We start from the raw sequence: 18,345 nt of genomic DNA, 5'->3' as shown, positions 1-18,345 counted from the left end.
CCTATACAAAGGATGGAGAAAACAAATGTTTTCTCCACTTTTTTATGGACTCGATACACACACATTGTCTATCAAGGGAACTCTCGCTATACTTTTCTTAAAAAGAATAGGAGAAAATAATATGCGTTTAATTTCAATTTGTCCTAGCAATACAGAATTAGTCGCCTATTTAGGGCTGTCAGACCAGCTCGTTGGAGTTGATGATTATTCTGATTGGCCATCATCGGTTAAAGATCTACCACAGCTTGGGCCTGATTTATCAATTAACATGGAGGCATTAGAGGCATTACAGCCTGATCTTGTTCTGGCTTCCTTGAGTGTACCTGGTATGGAAAAAAACATTGAGGCACTAAAAGAAAGAAATATTCCTCATATTATTTTTAATGCAAACTCATTAGAAGAAATTGCGCAAGATCTTCTGACACTCGGGAAAGCTTGTCAAGTGGAGGAACAAGCAAAGACAATTGCTGAAGAGTACATGCATTCCATCGAAAAAATGTATTCCATTGCACAAACAATTCCGAAGAAACCTACCCTGTATTGGGAATGGTGGCCGAACCCTATTTTCACTCCTGGGAAAATAAATTGGCTAACAGAAATTAGCGCTCTTGCTGGTGGCATAAATCTATTTCAAGATGTTGAGCTTGCTAGTGTTCAAACAGATTGGACAGATGTTGTTAAACGCCAGCCTGACTATATCATGATGGCTTGGGTTGGTGTCGCATTTGAGCGTATCCAACCTGCTAATTTATTAAAACGTCCATATGCCAAAGAGTTACATGCCATTCAATCGGAACAGCTCCATGTAATGGAAGAATGGCTGTATTGTCGCCCTTCTCCACGACTTATTGAAGGTGCTATAAAGCTTGGAAAAATACTGCATCCTAAAGAATATGAACAAATAAAACCTCCAAGTTTCTTATGATTAAAAAACCACATCCAGTGTTTTTGGGGATGTGGTTTTGCAAATAGAAATTAGATAAATTTCACCATATGATATTTTTTCTTACCTCGACGGACAATGCTAAATGCATCCTCTAAACGATCCTTCGCATCGACTACATATTCTAAATCTGTTACCTTTTCACCGTTTACACTAATAGCACCATTTGATACATCTTCACGTGCTTGACGTTTGGAAGAGGAAATGCCAGCCTCCACAAGTAGATCCACAATGTTTTTATCATCTTTAGTCATTTCAATAGAAGGAACATCTTTAAAAGCGTCCTTCATTTCTTCGGCTGAAAGTGCTTTTAGATCTCCTGAGAATAAAGCAGCTGTAATACGGATGGCTTGCTCTAATGCCTCTTGACCATGTATTAAACGAGTCATTTCTTCAGCTAGCGCCTTTTGTGCCTTACGTAAATGTGGCTCCTCCTCTACAGAAACGGCTAAAGCTTCAATTTCTTCACGAGATAGGAACGTAAAGATTTTTAAGTATTTTATGACATCTGCATCAGCTGCATTGATCCAGAATTGGTAGAACTCATATGGAGAGGTTTTCTTACCATCTAGCCAAACAGCACCACCTGCTGTTTTACCAAACTTTGTGCCATCTGCCTTTGTTACTAATGGAATCGTAATACCAAAGGCTTTCGTTTCTTCCTCGTGTGTTTTACGAATAACCTCTAACCCTGTTGTAATATTACCCCATTGGTCAGAGCCACCTACTTGAATACGGCAATTGTAGTGATTGTATAAATGATTGTAATCAATACCTTGAATTAACGTATAGGCAAACTCTGTAAACGAGATTCCTGTGTCAAGACGAGAAGCAATCGTATCTTTTGCTAACATATAGTTTACGTTAATTAGTTTCCCGTAATCACGTAAAAATTCGATTGTGTTTATATTACCAATCCAGTCACGATTGTTCACAAGCTGAGCACCATTGCCATCTTCCGCAAATTCGAAAATACGTTCTAATTGACTACGGATTCCTTGAACGTTTTTATCGATTTGCTCTACTGTTTGTAATTGGCGCTCTTCTGAACGGCCAGATGGGTCACCGATCATCCCTGTCGCACCACCAACAAGTAAAATTGGACGGTGGCCCGCTTTTTGGAATCGACGAAGCGTTAACAATGGAACAATATGTCCAATATGCATGGAGTCAGCTGTTGGATCTACCCCACAGTATAAAGATACAGATTGTTCATCTAATAATTTTGCCATGCCTTCCGCATCTGTTTGTTGGTATAGCAAACCACGCCATTCTAAATCTTGTAATAATTCGTTTGTCATGTTCATTCCTCCTAAAATGGTTAAATTCATTACGTGCATGGACATGTTTAAATAAAAAAAGTCCCTACACGCAAACAATTGCATGCAGGGACGTTAAGTTGCAAACTAACGCGGTACCACCCAGCTTGAAGATGTCATCCACCTTCCACTTCATTCAGCCGCCTTTATCGCAGGCGCGCACGTCTAAGCTCCAAGCACGTAATTCGTCTCTACAATATGACCAGTTTTCACCAACCACTGGCTCTCTAAACAGGGAATATAGACACTACTGCAAGCTCTTCATCACCAGAAAACTATAAACATAATTTTATACGATTCTTTTTAAAAGTCAATAACTATGTTCGTGCTAAAACAATATGTGCTATAATAGACAAGATTTTAGGAGGTCGATACATTGAAAGATTGGATTGAAAAAATCAATGCAAAGATCGATGAATTACTTGAACAAAAATGGATGAAGAAATTACGTATTTCAGGTAGTGTTACCTGGAACTTATTTTTACTATTTTTAGTCTTTGCATTGGTTGGCACTGTATTTGTCGGTTCAGTTGGAGCTGGTTATTTTGCTTCTCTTGTAAAAGAAGAACCGTTACGCTCAAAACAAGAGTTAAGGGATCAAATTTTTAGCTATGAAGAAACCAGTGAGATTTATTTTGCCAACGATATTTATATTGGGAAATTAAGGACAGATTTAGATCGACGTGAAACTTCGCTTAGCAATGTTGCACCAGAGGTCGTGAATGCTGTTCTGGCAACAGAAGATGAATATTTCCGAGAGCATAACGGAATTGTTCCTAAAGCAGTTATTCGTGGGTTATTACAAGATGTCACAAACTCTGCAACGCAGACAGGTGGTTCTACACTTACCCAGCAGCTTATTAAAAACCAAGTACTAACTAATGAAGTATCATACGAGCGTAAAGCTAAGGAAATTTTACTAGCGATGCGTTTAGAACATTTTATGACGAAGGAAGAAATATTAGAGGCTTATTTAAATATCATTCCCTATGGTCGTAACTCTTCAGGACGAAATATTGCAGGTGTTGAAACAGCTGCGGAAGGAATTTTTGGCGTAAAAGCAAAAGAATTGTCTCTTCCTCAAGCTGCGTACATAGCTGGTATTCCACAGGCACCATTTGCTTATACACCATTTACAAATACAGGTGAACTGAAAAGTGAAGAAGCTTTGAAACCAGGTATTGATCGTATGAAAACAGTACTTTATCGTATGAAAGAAGCTGGTTATATTGATGATGCACAGTATAATGAAGCGTTAAACTATGATATTGCTGCCGATTTCCGTGGACCAGAAATGCGCGCGGAGGATCGTTATCCTTGGTTGACTTATGAGCTTGAAGCTCGTGCAAAAGATATTATTGCTGAAAAATTAGCAAAAGATGATGGGATTGACCCAGAGCGCTTAAAGTCAGAAAAAAAATTAAAGGATAAATATACGATTTTAGCAGATCGTGATGTTCGTTCAAAAGGCTATCGTATTTATTCAACCATTAATAAAGATATGTATGATGCGATGCAAAAAGCAGCAAAAGACTTCCAGTATTATGGTCATACGTATACTGGTAAAGGGAAAGATCCTGTTACTGGTGAAGAAATTGATATTGAGATGCCGGTACAAGTAGGTAGTATTTTAATAGAGAATACGACAGGTCGTATTTTAAGCTTTGTCGGTGGTCGAGACTTTAAAACCACTCAAGTAAACCATGCAACACAAGCTTATCGTTCTAACGGTTCTACAATGAAACCATTACTTGTTTATGGACCTGCCATTGAGTATGGCGTAATCGGTGCGGGTAGTCCATTAGTTGACGTGAAATTCTCAATCGGTTCTTGGAGTCCAAGTAACTATATTACGAGTGATGAGCGAGGTCTTATTCCAGCACGTGAAGCTTTAGCAGATTCTCAAAATATTTCAGCACTACGTTTATATAATGATATTATTAGTAGACGCCCTGCAGATTTGTTAGTAAAAATGGGATTCTCAAAATTACATCCAGATGATTTTACTAACCTAGCAACTGGGATCGGTGCTTTAAGCGAAGGAACTACTGTTGAAGAAAATACAAATGCATTTGCTACCTTTGCAAATGGTGGCCAATTCATTGACGCTTATATGATTGATCGAATTGAAGACCAAGAAGGAAATATTGTTTACCAACATGAAGTAGAACCTGTTCAAGTATTTAGCCCAGAAACATCTTATATCGTGACAGATATGCTACGTGATGTTCTCACTAAAGGAACAGGGACAATGGCACGAAATACATTAAAATTCTCTTCTGATTTCGCTGCAAAAACAGGGACTTCTCAAGAATATAAAGATGTTTGGTTAGTTGGTTATAACCCTAATGTATCTCTTGGTGTTTGGATGGGTTACGATCAACCTCGTACACTTTATGCATTTAACAACACCTATTTACAGCCAAGCGTTCGGGTGAATAAGCTATGGGGTACTTTAATGAATGCTGTTTACGATGCGGACCCTCAGCTAATTGACCCTCCAACAAGTTTTAAGGCGCCTAAAAATGTTGTGACAGCATCATTCTGTGGCATTTCCGGCATGGCCCCTTCTGCAGCTTGTGCTAGCGCAGGTCTTGTACGCTCAGATTTATTTAATGCGAAAGTATTTTTACCATCACAACCTGATGATAGCTTAGCCTCTTCAAGTGTTGTGACGATTAAAGGAAAAACTTATAATGCGTTGCCAAATACACCAGCAGAGTTTGTAAAAGCAGGTGGCGCAGGCATTAATCAAGACTTTATTAAACGAATGTTAGGTAGACTTGGCGGGAACCCTGCTAGTCTGTTACCAAAGAATTCTACATTGTCGAATTCATCTGTATCAGCAGTTGATTTCCCAGCGGATGGTAGCCCTCCAGCAGCTGTCTCAGCTTCAGTAAATGGCTCTACATTATCATGGTCAGAGTCATCGAATGATGTTGTTGGTTATCGTATCTACAACGTTACGAATGGCGGTAATACACTTGTAACGTCCGTACTAGAGTCAACACAAAGCATTACGGTTGCTAGTGGACAAGCTTATGTAGTGGTCGCTGTAGATATTACAGGTTTAACATCACCACATTCCAATGTTGTGTCTACTGGCGGTAGTGAAAATGAACCTGACCCAGAGGAAAACGACCAAGAACCAATACCACCTACAACGCCACCTACTAATGGCAATGGTAATGGTTCGGGTAGTAACGGCAATGGCTCCAATAACGGGAACGGGTCTGGTAATAACGGCAATGGCTCCAATAACGGGGATGGTTCTGGTAACAATGGCAATGGCTCCAATAACGGGGATGGCTCCGGAAGCAATGGCGATGGATCTGATAACCCCGGAGATGGCACAAACGGAGGAGACAATGGTAATACCACTACTCCAACTGAAACATCAAGACGCTAATCCATTATGCCTTAGCAAAAGCATTTGTATTAGATAATCAATTAAACAGACTTACTGCATATTCCTTATGAATTGTAGTAAGTCTGTTTTTTTGTCATTATTAAGAGGACTACTATTTTGAAGGGGTGAAAATATATGAACATATTGATTTTAGGAGGCACACGTTTTTTTGGAAAAAAGCTAGTTGATCTTTGTATTCAAAATGGACATAAGGTAACGATTTTAACACGTGGTCAAAGTGGCAACCCCTTTGGTACACATGTTAAGCAATTAGTAGTAAATCGTAATGATCGTGATGCTTTAGAACAGGCACTAGCCAATACAACATGGGACATTGTCTATGATAATATTTGCTATTCGCCCAACGAGGCACAAGCGATTTGCGAGATATTAAAGGGAAAAACGAAAAAGCTCGTCTTTACTTCTACTCTTTCAACATATGAGGTAGATGGTAAGATAAAAAAGGAAGAAGACTTTGATCCATACCAGTATCAAATTCGTATGGGACATCAAGAGGAATTTTCTTATGGAGAAGGAAAACGACAAGCGGAGGCAGTCTTATTCAAAGAAGCTTCATTCCCAGTCGTAGCTGTACGTTTCCCAATTGTGATGGGTGAAGATGATTATACTCGACGTTTACATTTCCACGTTGAACATATTTTACAGAATCAGCCGATTACTTTACCGAACATTGATGCAAAGATGAGTTATATTACAGATGGGGAAGCTGCTGAATTTTTATACTTTGCGGGCGTTACTCCTATTGAGGGACCATACAATGCTACCGCATCAGGGGCCATATCTCTCAAAGATCTAATTGCGCTAATTGAAGAAGCAAGTGGTCAGCGCGCAAAAATTTCCTTCATTGGTGGTGATGAGGAATCACAGTCTCCTTATGGGGTGCCTGCTGATTGGTATATGTCTAATGCTAAGGCTGAGAAGGCAGGATTTACGTTTAGTCAGCTTGAAGATTGGTTACCAAAATTAGTGGCAACATTAGTAAAACAGCTACAATAGCATTTATAGCGCAAAGAATCTGCTCATATCTAGCAGATTCTTTGTTCATCCTAATGTCTAGTCATTTTTGCCGCTAATGCCTCACTTTCTGCTGAACGAAAGTGTATTTTCACGGTAATATGTTCTTTAAAATAGCTACTGCTTTGTCAATCTCTTCCTTTGTGACCGTTAATGGAGGCAAAAGACGAATAACTGTTGGCCCTGCCCCTACTAATAAAAGACCACTTTCTTCCGCTGCCGCGATATAAGGCGCAACTTCCGTGTCCCCACAGCCAATCCCTAACAAGAGACCCTGGCCTTGAACAGTATAGCTAGAAGATAAATGAGCCCTTAGTTGTGCCACAAAATAGGCAGATATTTCTCGTACCTGCTGTAAAAAATCCGGCTCAAACACATGATTTAAAACAGCTTGTGCCACATTCATCGCAAGAGGGTTTCCACCGAATGTTGTACCATGTGTTCCTGGACTAAATGTAGCATGAAGCTCAGCAGTTCCGAGCATTGCACCAACAGGGAAACCACCACCTAAGCCTTTTGCCAAAGTTACGATATGTGGCTTTAATACCGTTTGTTCAAATGCATAGCGTGTTCCTGTTCTTCCAATGCCCGTTTGCACTTCATCAACAATTAGTAGTACACCTTGCTCCTCACAGACTTTTGCAATAGCTGCGGCAAATTCTGCTGATACACTATTGACGCCACCCTCTCCCTGAATCATTTCTAGCATTATAGCTGCAACTGAATCATCAACGGTTGCTTCAAGTGTAGCAGCATCATTAAATGGCAAAATCGAAAATTTTTCTACGAGTGGTCCAAAGCCATTATGTACTTTGCCTTGACCTGTTGCAGACATTGCTCCAAAAGTACGACCGTGGAATGATTTTTCAAATGTAATAATATGATGTTTGCCTGTATGCTTACGAGCTAATTTAATGGCCGCTTCATTAGCCTCAGCCCCGCTATTACAAAAAAAGGCATGTGAAAAGTGTGTATTAGCAATTAATTTTTCTGCCACCTTTTCCTGACCTGGTATTTCAAAAAGATTTGAAATATGCCATAGCTTTTGGCTTTGCTCTTGAAGTGCCTGTACAACGGCTGGATGGGCATGACCAAGACTCACCACAGCAATGCCACTAGTAAAATCCAAGTATTGCTTCCCTGTTGAATCCTCAACAATTGTCCCCTGACCTTTAACAATTTGTGCACGACGCTTGCCGTAATTCTCAAATAAAACACTCATGTTATCATCTCCACTATCATTTAAAATAGTTTCTTTCAACAACTATACTTCTCAAGCTATCCTATTTAGAACACTAGGAAGAAAGAAGTTCACTTGTGGCTACAATTGTTGTACCAATTAAAGTTGCGCCTACAATTTGTACAGAAGGAATCCCTGCCCGTAAACAGTCAATCGCTCCTTGCACTTTCGGAATCATTCCACCGTAAATATGGCCCTGCTCTGTCCATTGATCTATAAGACTAGGTGTAGCTATTGCTTGATATTCATCTTCAATACGGATACCACTCACATCTGTCACGAGTAGTAAGCTATCTGCTCCGACGGCTAAAGCAATTTCACTTGCTACCGTATCGCCATTAATATTAAGAGCCTGACCTGCTTCGGTCGTACCTACGCAGGCAATAACAGGTACAATCCCTACACCCATTAAAGCTTCCAATAAGGATGTATTGATATTTTTAATAGCTCCTACATACCCGTAAGTCTCTTGATCTAAAAAGTCTACGACTATCAACTGATTATCAAAGCCATTTAATCCGATGGCTGCTATACCAGCTGTTGTTAACTCATGAACTAATGCAGTGTTTACTTGCCCTATTAGGGTCGATTGGACAACTTTAATTGCAGCCTCGTTCGTGACACGTATTCCATTTAATGTATGTGATTGTAGGCCTTGAGCAGCTAGTTCTCGATTTATGGCTGGCCCACCCCCGTGGGTAATAATAAGCTCTACCCCACTCTCTTGTAATCTTTTAAAATTATCAAAGAAAGCCTCATTTAAACCTTCCAGTGTACTGCCCCCAAGCTTAATGACCACACGTTTATGAGCGGTATGATGCATTGATTTGGACATAGTCATATGTTAAGTCACATCCCCAAGCATGCCCCTTACCATCACCCACACCAAGGGACACATAGATTTTTACTTCATGCATTTTTAATATTTGAATTAACTCGTCCTCAGAAAAGGGAATTGGTTCACCGTTTTCTACCATAGTAGCACCACCGATTTGGATAGTAATTTTATCTGGATCAACTGTTGCGCCACTATACCCTACTGCTGCAATAATACGCCCCCAGTTGGCATCACAGCCGAAAACTGCAGTCTTTACAAGTGGTGAACCAACGACTGTTTTTGCAATTTTACGTGCCTCCTCGTCTGAAATTGCACCAACAACTTCCACTTCGATAAGCTTCGTTGCTCCTTCACCATCTTTGGCAATCATTTTTGCTAAATCTTCCGCTACTGTTTGCAAAGTGTTAAAGAAATTTTGCCAATCTGGATGCTCTGGAGTTAAAGAATTATTCCCTGCCAAGCCATTAGCCAATATTACCACTGTGTCATTAGTGGATGTATCCCCGTCAACTGTAATAGCGTTAAATGTTAAATTAGTAATAGTCGATAAAGCTGCTTGTAACACATCAGATTCAATGTTGGCATCTGTTGTAATAAAGCCTAGCATTGTTGCCATATTAGGTTCGATCATACCTGAACCTTTTGCTACACCAGCAATGATAACTTCCTTGCCATCCACAGTTGTACTATAGCTTGTGTTTTTCATGACGGTATCTGTTGTCAAAATAGCCTGCGCAAAGTCAATCGCACTTTCTAAATTGTCCTTTGGCTCTAACTGAAGAATACCATTTGCTACTGGCTCTAATTTCATCATTTCTCCAATAACACCTGTCGAGCAAACTCCCACCAAATTTGGTGCAATCCCTAATTTTTCAGCAGCTAGCGCTTGCATTGTTTGGGCATCTTTTACACCTTGTTTACCTGTACAAGCATTCGCATTGCCTGAATTCACGATCATCGCTTGCATTTTCTTAGTTGCATAAACAACTTCCTTCGTGACTTTTAATGGTGCTGCTTGCACAGCATTTGTAGTAAAAACACCCGCAACACTTGCTGGGACTTCACTTACTAAAAGGGCTAAATCCTTTTTCTTATGTTTTAAACCACAGTGTAATCCGGCTGCCTTAAAGCCTTTTGGTGAAACAATATTTTTACTTGATAATTTTTTCATTACATTCGTTGAAGTGGTAACTGTCATCCGAAATTCCTCCTTAGATTAATAAATAAGAGAAGCATACAGTTGCCTGCATGCTGTTAAATAAAGAACGGTACGACATCTAGCCCTGTCGTTTGTGGTAAGTCAAATTGCACATTCATATTTTGGATAGCTTGCCCTGCTGCTCCTTTGACAAGGTTATCAATTACACTAACAATTGTGGCGCGATTTGTACGGGAATCTACTTTCACTAGAATGTCACAATAATTTGATCCCTTGACACGATTTGTCCCTAAACTAGATGCATCCGTAACGATTCGAACAAATGGATGATTCTCATAGGTTGCCTGTAAGCAAGTGATCAATTGCGACTCTGTAATTCCCTGCATTACTGGTGCATAGGATGTCGCCAAAATTCCCCTGGTCATTGGAACCAGATGCGTATTAAAAGTAACCTTTGTATCTGCTTGAGCAAACATGGAAAGTGCCTGTTCAATTTCGGGAATATGTTGATGTGTATTTACTTTATAGATTGAAAAATTCTCATTTGTCTCACTAAAATGGGTAGTTTGTGAGGGCTTATTGCCTGCTCCTGAAATACCACTCTTTGCATCAATAACTAGAAAACTAGGATCAATTAAACGTTCTTTTACAAGTGGTAGTAAGGATAATAAAACTGCTGTTGGGTAGCAACCCGGATTAGCAACAAGTGTTGCTTGACGTATAAGCTCTTCATTCCATTCTGTTAAACCATATACACTTTGTTGAACACTATGGAACGGTGCAGCTTTTTTGCCATACCAGGTTTCATAGCTTGCTAGATCTTTTAACCGAAAATCACCAGATAAATCGATTAGCTTTGGTCCTTTCCCAACCAAAGGCGGTAATAGCTCACTTGTCACCCCAGATGGTGTACTCGTAAAAATAACATTGAATTTTTCTAAAGTGTCATACGCAATCTTTTGTAACGGTGTATCAGCTATCCTAACAAGATGGCCAAATTTCGAAGAAAATTGGACACCCTCTTCTGAAGAAGTAAATAAATCAATTCGTTCTACAGCTGGATGATTATGTAAAAATCGAATAAGTTCTAGACCACCATATCCAGTTGCTCCAATAATACCTACTTTCACTGCACTCACCTCTGAAATAAGTTAAAAATAGTATACGTCTGCATATTTATTAAGTCAACTGAATTTTTATTTAATTCATTGTTTTTTGAAATAGATAATATTTCACCTACTCTCACCTCTATACTATTGTAAATCCAGAAAAAAGAAGGCAAGAATCCTTTCGCCCATCGAATGAATCCCTGCCTTCTTTTTATGCACATGTTGTATAAATATCAATTGATGTTTTAGATAATTAATCTTCCATGGTTGATAAATCACCAGTTGGTAAATTTAATTCCCAAGCTTTCAAAACGCGACGCATAATTTTACCACTACGTGTTTTTGGCAATTTATCTTTAAATTCTATTTCACGTGGTGCTGCATGTGCAGATAAACCTTTTTTAACAAAATCACGTATATCTTCAATTAATGCATCAGAAGGTTCTACCCCTTCTCGTAAGGATACAAAGGCTTTAATGATTTCACCTCGCACCGGATCTGGTTTCCCGATAACACCCGCTTCAATCACATCTGGATGCTCAAGTAGCTTACTTTCTACTTCAAAAGGTCCTACACGTTCACCAGCCGTCATAATGACATCATCCACACGCCCCTGGAACCAGAAGTAACCTTCATCATCCATATAGGCTGAATCTCCAGACACGTACCATTCTCCTTTTAGGAAATAAGATTCATAGCGCTCTGGATTGCCCCAAATTTGGCGCATCATGGCAGGCCAACCACGACGAATAGCTAGATTCCCCATTGTAAATGGTGGAACCTCATTGCCTGCATCATCTACAATCGTCGCATGAATACCAGGAAGAGGTTTCCCCATTGAACCTGGCTTAATATCCATCGATGGATAATTACAAATCATATGCGCTCCCGTCTCTGTCATCCACCATGTATCATGTATACGATGACCTAGTTCCTCTACTCCCCAGCGAATAACTTCTGGATTCAAAGGCTCACCAACAGACAGCACATGGCGTAAAGATGTGAGATCATAGCTTTCAAGCAAGCCACTACCTGCACCCATCAGCATTCGGAACGCTGTTGGTGCACTATACCACACTGTCACACTATAATCTTCAATAGCCTGATACCATGCTTGTGGTGAAAATCTTCCTCCGACGATTAGCATTGTTACACCGTTTAACCACGGACCAAAAATGCCATAGGCTGTTCCTGTAACCCATCCAGGATCAGCTGTACACCAATAAATATCATCTTCACGTAAATCAAGTACCCATTGTGTCGATTGATATTGCTGAATCATAGCATTATGGACATGCAATACACCCTTTGGAGCACCTGTTGATCCAGAGGTATAGTGAAGAATCATCCCATCTTCTCTGTCTACCCACTCTATATCAAAATGAGCTGAAGCTTCTTTTAAATGTTTAGTAAAGTCTAGTATTTGAGCTGTTTCCTCAACGCCCTCCCCTACTAAAAAGATATGCTCCAATTTAGGTAATTTAGCTAAAGGTACACGTTCAAGTAAAGCAGGTGTCGTGACTAATACTTTCGCCTCACTATCAGCAAGTCGATCATACACAGCACCTTCCATAAAAGCTTCAAACAATGGTCCAACAATAACCCCCATTTTCAACGCACCTAATAATGAAAAATAAAGCTCAGGTGAACGAGGCATAAAAATAAATAAACGATCACCTTTCTGCAGATTAGTAGTCGCTTTAAAAACATTTGCTGCTTTGTTTGTTAACCTTTTCATTTCATTAAATGAATATGCCTCTTTCCGTTTACCATCATTAAAATACAATGCCACCTTATTTTTGCGATGTGTTTCTGTATGGCGATCAATAGCCTCATATGCCATATTCACTAAACCTGTTTCGCTCCAACTAAATGCCTTTTCCGTATCTGCCCAATTATGAGATTCTGCCACTTCTTCATAATTCGTTAAATGGTGTTGACCAGGTAAAGCCATTAACTTCTCCTTCATTTTCATCCCCATGAAAATACCCCTTTCTTTGCTTTTGTTTTTGACTAAATTTCAACAATCCCCCCTGTTGAAATTCAGAGAATTTCCCAAAAGCAAAATTGATATGTAGCAATTGTTATATAACAGTTATCCATAGTATTAATGTCCGAATCCCTAATAGCACTACTTTTATCTGTTAAATAACAGAAGCAATATAATCTTATTTTACACGAATTCAGATAGATTGTCTCAATATTTTTATTTTTCCAAAAATACAGGTATATTTTGCAAAAATAAGCGTTTTTACGCAAGAAATCAGCTATAATGGAATTATTAAACTCAGGTGGTGTAATTATGGAACATAAAAAAACTTTTTTTTCTGTCACAAAGGAAACAAAGCATGGTACTGTGTATGTGGAAGGACCTGTGCCTCCAGAAAAATTAGCTACATATTCATTCCATGAAGGCTTGGTTGCCTTCAGACCTCCAAAACAGCAACAGCAGGCCATTATAGAAATTGCTGGACTACCCGAAGGCCGTATTATTATTATTCGAAACGAAGATATTATTGTAGGCTATGTTACCTATCTTTACCCTGATCCACTTGAACGATGGGCAGAAGATCGTATCGATGACATGATTGAATTAGGTGCCATTGAAGTCATTCCAGACTACCGTGGTACTGGTGCTGGGAAGGCACTACTAGCCGTTTCATTTATGGGGGATGAAATGGAAGATTATCTTGTGATTACTACCGAGTACTATTGGCATTGGGATTTAAAAGGAACTGGTTTAAATGTTTGGGATTACCGCAAAATGATGGAGAAAATGATGAGCTCTGCTGGTTTCGAATATTTTGCAACAGATGATCCTGAAATTACATCACATCCAGCCAATTGCCTGATGGCGCGCGAAGGAAAACGGGTGCCTCCTGAGACAATGGAAAGATTTGATAGACTTCGTTTTAGAAATCGTTTCATGTATTAAAACTAATACAAAGGGGATGCATATATGATTGTAGAAGAAATTATGAATGATAAGCCTTATACATTAGCTCCTACCAATACAGTGCAGGAGGCACTAAAGTTAATGCGTGAAAAGAAAGTTCGTCATTTACCAGTTGTAGATGATGAACACCACGTTTTAGGTGTAATTACTGAACGAGATATTAAAGAGGTCTTGCCCTCATCTTTGCAGGATGAACCAAACTCTCCTATTTTTAATGCAAAAGTAGAGGATATTATGGTGAAAGACCCCCTTATAGGTCATCCATTAGATTTTGTTGAAGAGGTGGCACTTACGTTTTACGAATCAAAAATAGGCTGTTTACCTATTGTCTCTGGTGGAAAATTGGTAGGCATTGTTACGACAACAGATTTACTCTATACATATATAGAGCTGACTGGTGCTACAGAGCCTGGGTCAAAAATCGAGATTCGGGTATCCGATACCCCGGGAGTTTTATTTGAAATTACAAAAATATTTCATCAACATCATGCCAATGTCCAAAGCGTCTTAGTTTATCCTGACTCTGAAAATACACAAAACAAAATTTTAAGCGTCCGAGTAAAAACACTAAATCCTTTAGCAATGATTGAAGATCTACGCAAAGAGGGCTTTGATGTCCTATGGCCAAATTTACCGGGTGTTTCGCTATAATGAAAAAGGCCGTATTCGTATACTCGCCAGAACAACTCGGATATAAATTTTCAGATACACATCCTTTCAATCATAAACGCTTGACGCTAACTATGGATCTACTAAAAAATATTAATGCACTCGATGATGTAGATATTGTACCAGCACGTGTTGCAACGGAAGAAGAGCTATTGCTTGCACATGATTCAAAATATATAGATATTGTAAAAAAAGCAGGACATGGTGAATTATCAGAAGCACAATGTGAAAGCTATGGGATTGGCACTGAAGATACCCCTATTTTTGAAAATATGCATGAAGCAAGTGCACAGCTAGTTGGTGGAACTTTAACCGCTGTTGATTATGTAATGGAAGGAAAAGCCGAACACGCCCTTAACCTTGGAGGAGGACTCCATCATGGTTTCCGTGGTCGTGCATCAGGTTTTTGTATTTACAATGATAGCACAGTGGCTATTCGTTACTTGCAGGAAAAGTACAACGCTCGTGTACTTTATGTAGATACAGATGCTCATCATGGGGATGGTGTCCAATGGAGCTTTTATGAGGATCCTAATGTTTGTACACTGTCCATACATGAAACTGGTCGTTATCTATTCCCTGGAACCGGAAATATTACTGAGCGCGGCAATGGGCAAGGCTATGGAACCTCCTTTAATTTTCCAATGGATGCGTTTACTGAGGATGAAAGTTTCCTAGAGATCTATGAACAGTCAATGCGAGAGATTTTTGAATTTTTCAAGCCAGATGTTGTATTAACACAAAATGGGGCAGATGCACATTATTTTGATCCATTAACACATTTACATGGAACAATGAATATTTATCGCGAAATTCCTAAGCTAGCTCATCAATTAGCACATGAGTATTGTGATGGTCGATGGATTGCAGTGGGGGGCGGTGGCTACGATATTTGGCGAGTGGTGCCCCGTGCCTGGTCCATGTTATGGTTGGAAATGACTGACCAAGCGTTACCAATGGGGCCACTCCCTCAAGCATGGCTGGATCGCTGGCAACCAGAAGCACCTGTTCCTTTTATTCCAACATGGGAGGATCCGATTCCTTTATATGAGCCAATTCCTCGTAAAGCGGAAATAGAGGAAAAGAATGCTCAAATGTTAGCCAAATCGCTACATATTATTCGGAATGAAAGACGGGATTAATTTCTTGGCCTCACGATATTCGTGGGGCTTTTTAAATTAGATGAATGCTTTTGGTGGTATATCCATCAATTCTTTTGTTCTATCCCTCACTTTTGAAACGCTATCCTCTATTTTTGACGTTCCATCCAGCAAATAAAAACACGCAAATCCTTCATAAGCGATTTACGTGTTAGTATCATTATTTACTTTTGACAGATTGTCGATGCTCAATACGGTGTGGTAAAATAACCGCTTCGTCCTCGACAGTTTCCTTGCTCATTAATTTTGTCAGCAGGCGCATTGCAACAGCTCCAATATCGTAAAGCGGTAGCGCGACACTTGTTAACTGTGGGCGAACCATTCGTGCTAACTTTGAGTTCTCAAAGCTGATAACTTCAATATCTTCTGGAACATTTTTGCCCGCATCTTGTGCGCCATGAATTAAACCGATGGCCAATTCATCACTTCCTGCAAAATAAGCTGTTGGTGGCTGTTCAAGAGCAGATAAAATCTCCCAAGCCTCTAAGCCCATATCATAGCTGGACTCTTCTGCAGCAATTAATGCTTCATCTATTGGTAAACCAGCATCCTGCAATGCTTTCTTATAGGCTGCTAGCTTGAATTTTCCGTTAATTGTATACGAAAGTGGGCCAGTTACAAAACCAATCCGTGTATGGCCATTTTGAATAAGTAATGAAATAGCTTCATAAGCCGCCTGGAAATAATCGATATTCACAGTTGCAATTGTTTGGGATTCATCCACAGAGCCTGCAAGCACAATTGGTACTGGCGAATGATCCATCGTTTGCTGCATCTTTTCTGTAACCTCATCACTCATCATGACAATACCATCAACCTGTTTTCCAAGCATTGTATCCAGTAGCTGTAACTCTTTATCTTCATGTTGATCTGAGTTGGCTAAAATAATATTGTAACGATACATTGTGGCAATATCCTCTACACCACGAGCCAGCTCCGCATAAACATTGTTTGCAATATCTGGGATAATCACGCCAACTGTTGTTGTTTTCTTACTTGCTAAACCTCGCGCTACTGCGTTTGGACGGTATTCTAATCGTTCAATTACTTCTAGTACTTTTTTTCGTGTTGCTGGTTTTACGTTTTGATTACCATTGACTACACGAGAGACCGTTGCCATGGAAACATTTGCTTCTCTTGCAACATCATAAATTGTAACAGTCATCGTACGTGCCTCCCTTTTTTCCTATTATAGCCTTATCATACGATAATTTTCATATTATTTTCAAGAAGAACTACGTAAAAACCAAGTACTAATAGTCCTATTCTAGACATTATTTTGTCACGATATAATAAACACCGCCTGCCGAAGTAAGCAAGCGGTGTTCGCTGTTAACAATTAAGCATGAATTTCATGGTTTTTCATGAATTTTTGTAGCGTTTCATAGAATGCGTCAAATGTTGGGATGTCCATTTGTTGTTGTGAGTCAGACAATGCCACAGATGGATCTGGATGCACCTCTGCCATGACGCCATCAGCACCAATTGCAATAGCTGCTTTTGCACAAGGTAATAATAAATCACGACGCCCTGTTGAATGTGTAACATCTACGAATACTGGCAAATGCGTTTCTTGTTTTAAAACTGGTACGGCTGAAATATCTAATGTATTACGAGTTGCTTTTTCATAAGTACGAATACCACGTTCACAAAGGATAATGTTTTCATTTCCTTTAGACATAATGTATTCTGCAGCATGAATGAATTCATCAATTGTTGCAGCTAAACCTCGTTTTAATAAGACAGGTTTATTTGTTGCACCTGCTGCTTTTAATAATTCAAAGTTCTGCATATTACGTGCACCAATTTGGATGACATCAATATAATCCAATGCTTCCTCTAAATGACCTGGTGTCACGATTTCTGTAATAACACCTAAACCATATTCCTCGGACACACGTTTTAAGATTTTCAGACCTTCTAATCCAAGACCTTGGAAGTCATAAGGAGAAGTACGTGGCTTATAAGCACCACCACGAATTAACTTTTCGCCTTTTGCTTTAATAGAAGCAGCAACTGCTGCTACTTGCTCATAAGACTCAACCGCACAAGGACCAAATACGAAAGATGGTTTTCCTTGCCCAATTAATTCACCATTGATATTAATAATTGTATCTTCTGACTTCTTCTTACGAGATACAAGCAACTCTTTCTTTTTATCAGCCTCAAGTTGTTTTAAAGCTGTTTTAAAGATTTGCTTAAATATATAATCAACCGTCATTTGGTTTAATGGACCTTGATTGTGTTCTTTAATAAGATCAAGCATGTGTCTTTCACGCAGCGGATCATAGCGATTCACACCTTGTTTTTCTTTAATTTTACCGATTTCATCAACTACAGCTGCACGTTCATTAATTAGACGAAGAATTTCTAAGTTTAAACCGTCTATTTGACTACGTAAGCTTTCTAAATCTTTTTGGCTCATGCTTTCTTGCTCCTCTCCTCATGACAGACACTTTCAGAACTCTGAAATGTATGTTACATTTTTAGATAATAGCATTATTATAA

At 39.3% G+C, this 18,345-nt stretch carries 14 protein-coding genes; 6 read left to right on the top strand and 8 right to left on the bottom strand.

Translation table 11 applies throughout. The annotated features are described in order from the left end of the window. Nucleotides 1–121: 121 nt before the first annotated feature. Entirely contained in the window at nucleotides 122–925 is an 804-nt protein-coding gene (locus AAJG31_RS19545; RefSeq protein WP_279495764.1) for a cobalamin-binding protein, read from the top strand. Nucleotides 926–975: 50 nt separating this feature from the next. On the opposite strand, the gene tyrS is transcribed toward AAJG31_RS19545, so the two are convergent. Further along, nucleotides 976–2,244, bottom strand: a complete 1,269-nt coding sequence (tyrS, locus tag AAJG31_RS19540; protein ID WP_048393520.1) for a tyrosine--tRNA ligase — start codon at nucleotides 2,242–2,244, stop codon at nucleotides 976–978. 394 nt (nucleotides 2,245–2,638) lie between these two features. On the opposite strand from tyrS, the gene AAJG31_RS19535 reads away from it, so the two are divergent. After that, nucleotides 2,639–5,671 (top strand): transglycosylase domain-containing protein, encoded by a 3,033-nt coding sequence (locus AAJG31_RS19535; RefSeq protein ID WP_279495765.1) that lies wholly within the window; start codon nucleotides 2,639–2,641, stop codon nucleotides 5,669–5,671. Between the two features lie 135 nt (nucleotides 5,672–5,806). Continuing rightward, nucleotides 5,807–6,688, top strand: a complete 882-nt coding sequence (locus AAJG31_RS19530) for an NAD-dependent epimerase/dehydratase family protein (protein WP_279495766.1) — start codon at nucleotides 5,807–5,809, stop codon at nucleotides 6,686–6,688. Between the two features lie 109 nt (nucleotides 6,689–6,797). Here AAJG31_RS19530 and AAJG31_RS19525 read toward each other — a convergent pair whose 3' ends face one another. The 5 genes from AAJG31_RS19525 to acsA form a co-directional block, all read right to left on the bottom strand. Beyond that, on the bottom strand, nucleotides 6,798–7,928 hold the full coding sequence (locus tag AAJG31_RS19525; protein ID WP_048393719.1) for an acetylornithine transaminase: 1,131 nt from the start codon (nucleotides 7,926–7,928) through the stop codon (nucleotides 6,798–6,800). A gap of 73 nt (nucleotides 7,929–8,001) precedes the next feature. Continuing rightward, nucleotides 8,002–8,787, bottom strand: a complete 786-nt coding sequence (gene argB, locus AAJG31_RS19520) for an acetylglutamate kinase (protein ID WP_048393515.1) — start codon at nucleotides 8,785–8,787, stop codon at nucleotides 8,002–8,004. Continuing rightward, nucleotides 8,750–9,982 (bottom strand): bifunctional glutamate N-acetyltransferase/amino-acid acetyltransferase ArgJ, encoded by a 1,233-nt coding sequence (gene argJ / locus AAJG31_RS19515; RefSeq protein WP_048393513.1) that lies wholly within the window; start codon nucleotides 9,980–9,982, stop codon nucleotides 8,750–8,752. Before argJ ends, argB begins: the two co-directional genes overlap by 38 nt. Nucleotides 9,983–10,038: 56 nt before the next feature. Then, on the bottom strand, nucleotides 10,039–11,073 hold the full coding sequence (gene argC, locus AAJG31_RS19510) for an N-acetyl-gamma-glutamyl-phosphate reductase (RefSeq protein WP_259948506.1): 1,035 nt from the start codon (nucleotides 11,071–11,073) through the stop codon (nucleotides 10,039–10,041). Between the two features lie 232 nt (nucleotides 11,074–11,305). Next, a complete protein-coding gene (gene acsA, locus AAJG31_RS19505; RefSeq protein WP_054550108.1) occupies nucleotides 11,306–13,027 on the bottom strand; it encodes an acetate--CoA ligase in 1,722 nt (573 codons plus the stop codon). Between the two features lie 327 nt (nucleotides 13,028–13,354). Between acsA and AAJG31_RS19500 the strand changes: the two genes are divergently transcribed. Genes AAJG31_RS19500 through AAJG31_RS19490 form a run of 3 tightly spaced genes read left to right on the top strand, consistent with a single transcriptional unit; the run spans nucleotide 13,355 to nucleotide 15,819 of the window. Next, a complete protein-coding gene (locus tag AAJG31_RS19500; protein ID WP_036078398.1) occupies nucleotides 13,355–13,987 on the top strand; it encodes a GNAT family N-acetyltransferase in 633 nt (210 codons plus the stop codon). Between the two features lie 24 nt (nucleotides 13,988–14,011). Beyond that, nucleotides 14,012–14,659, top strand: a complete 648-nt coding sequence (locus AAJG31_RS19495; RefSeq protein ID WP_048393508.1) for an acetoin utilization AcuB family protein — start codon at nucleotides 14,012–14,014, stop codon at nucleotides 14,657–14,659. Further along, nucleotides 14,659–15,819, top strand: coding sequence for an acetoin utilization protein AcuC (locus tag AAJG31_RS19490; RefSeq protein ID WP_048393507.1), 1,161 nt, complete (start codon nucleotides 14,659–14,661; stop codon nucleotides 15,817–15,819). The genes AAJG31_RS19495 and AAJG31_RS19490 overlap by 1 nt, the downstream gene beginning before the upstream one ends. Before the next feature lie 178 nt (nucleotides 15,820–15,997). Here AAJG31_RS19490 and ccpA read toward each other — a convergent pair whose 3' ends face one another. Then, nucleotides 15,998–17,002, bottom strand: coding sequence for a catabolite control protein A (gene ccpA / locus AAJG31_RS19485; RefSeq protein WP_048393506.1), 1,005 nt, complete (start codon nucleotides 17,000–17,002; stop codon nucleotides 15,998–16,000). Between the two features lie 174 nt (nucleotides 17,003–17,176). Continuing rightward, a complete protein-coding gene (locus AAJG31_RS19480) occupies nucleotides 17,177–18,262 on the bottom strand; it encodes a bifunctional 3-deoxy-7-phosphoheptulonate synthase/chorismate mutase (RefSeq protein ID WP_004226108.1) in 1,086 nt (361 codons plus the stop codon). Nucleotides 18,263–18,345 lie beyond the last annotated feature (83 nt).

The sequence above is a fragment of the Lysinibacillus sp. BS3 genome (assembly GCF_039614735.1).
GTDB lineage: Bacteria > Bacillota > Bacilli > Bacillales_A > Planococcaceae > Lysinibacillus > Lysinibacillus capsici.
This window is presented reverse-complemented; position numbering and strand designations above follow the sequence as displayed.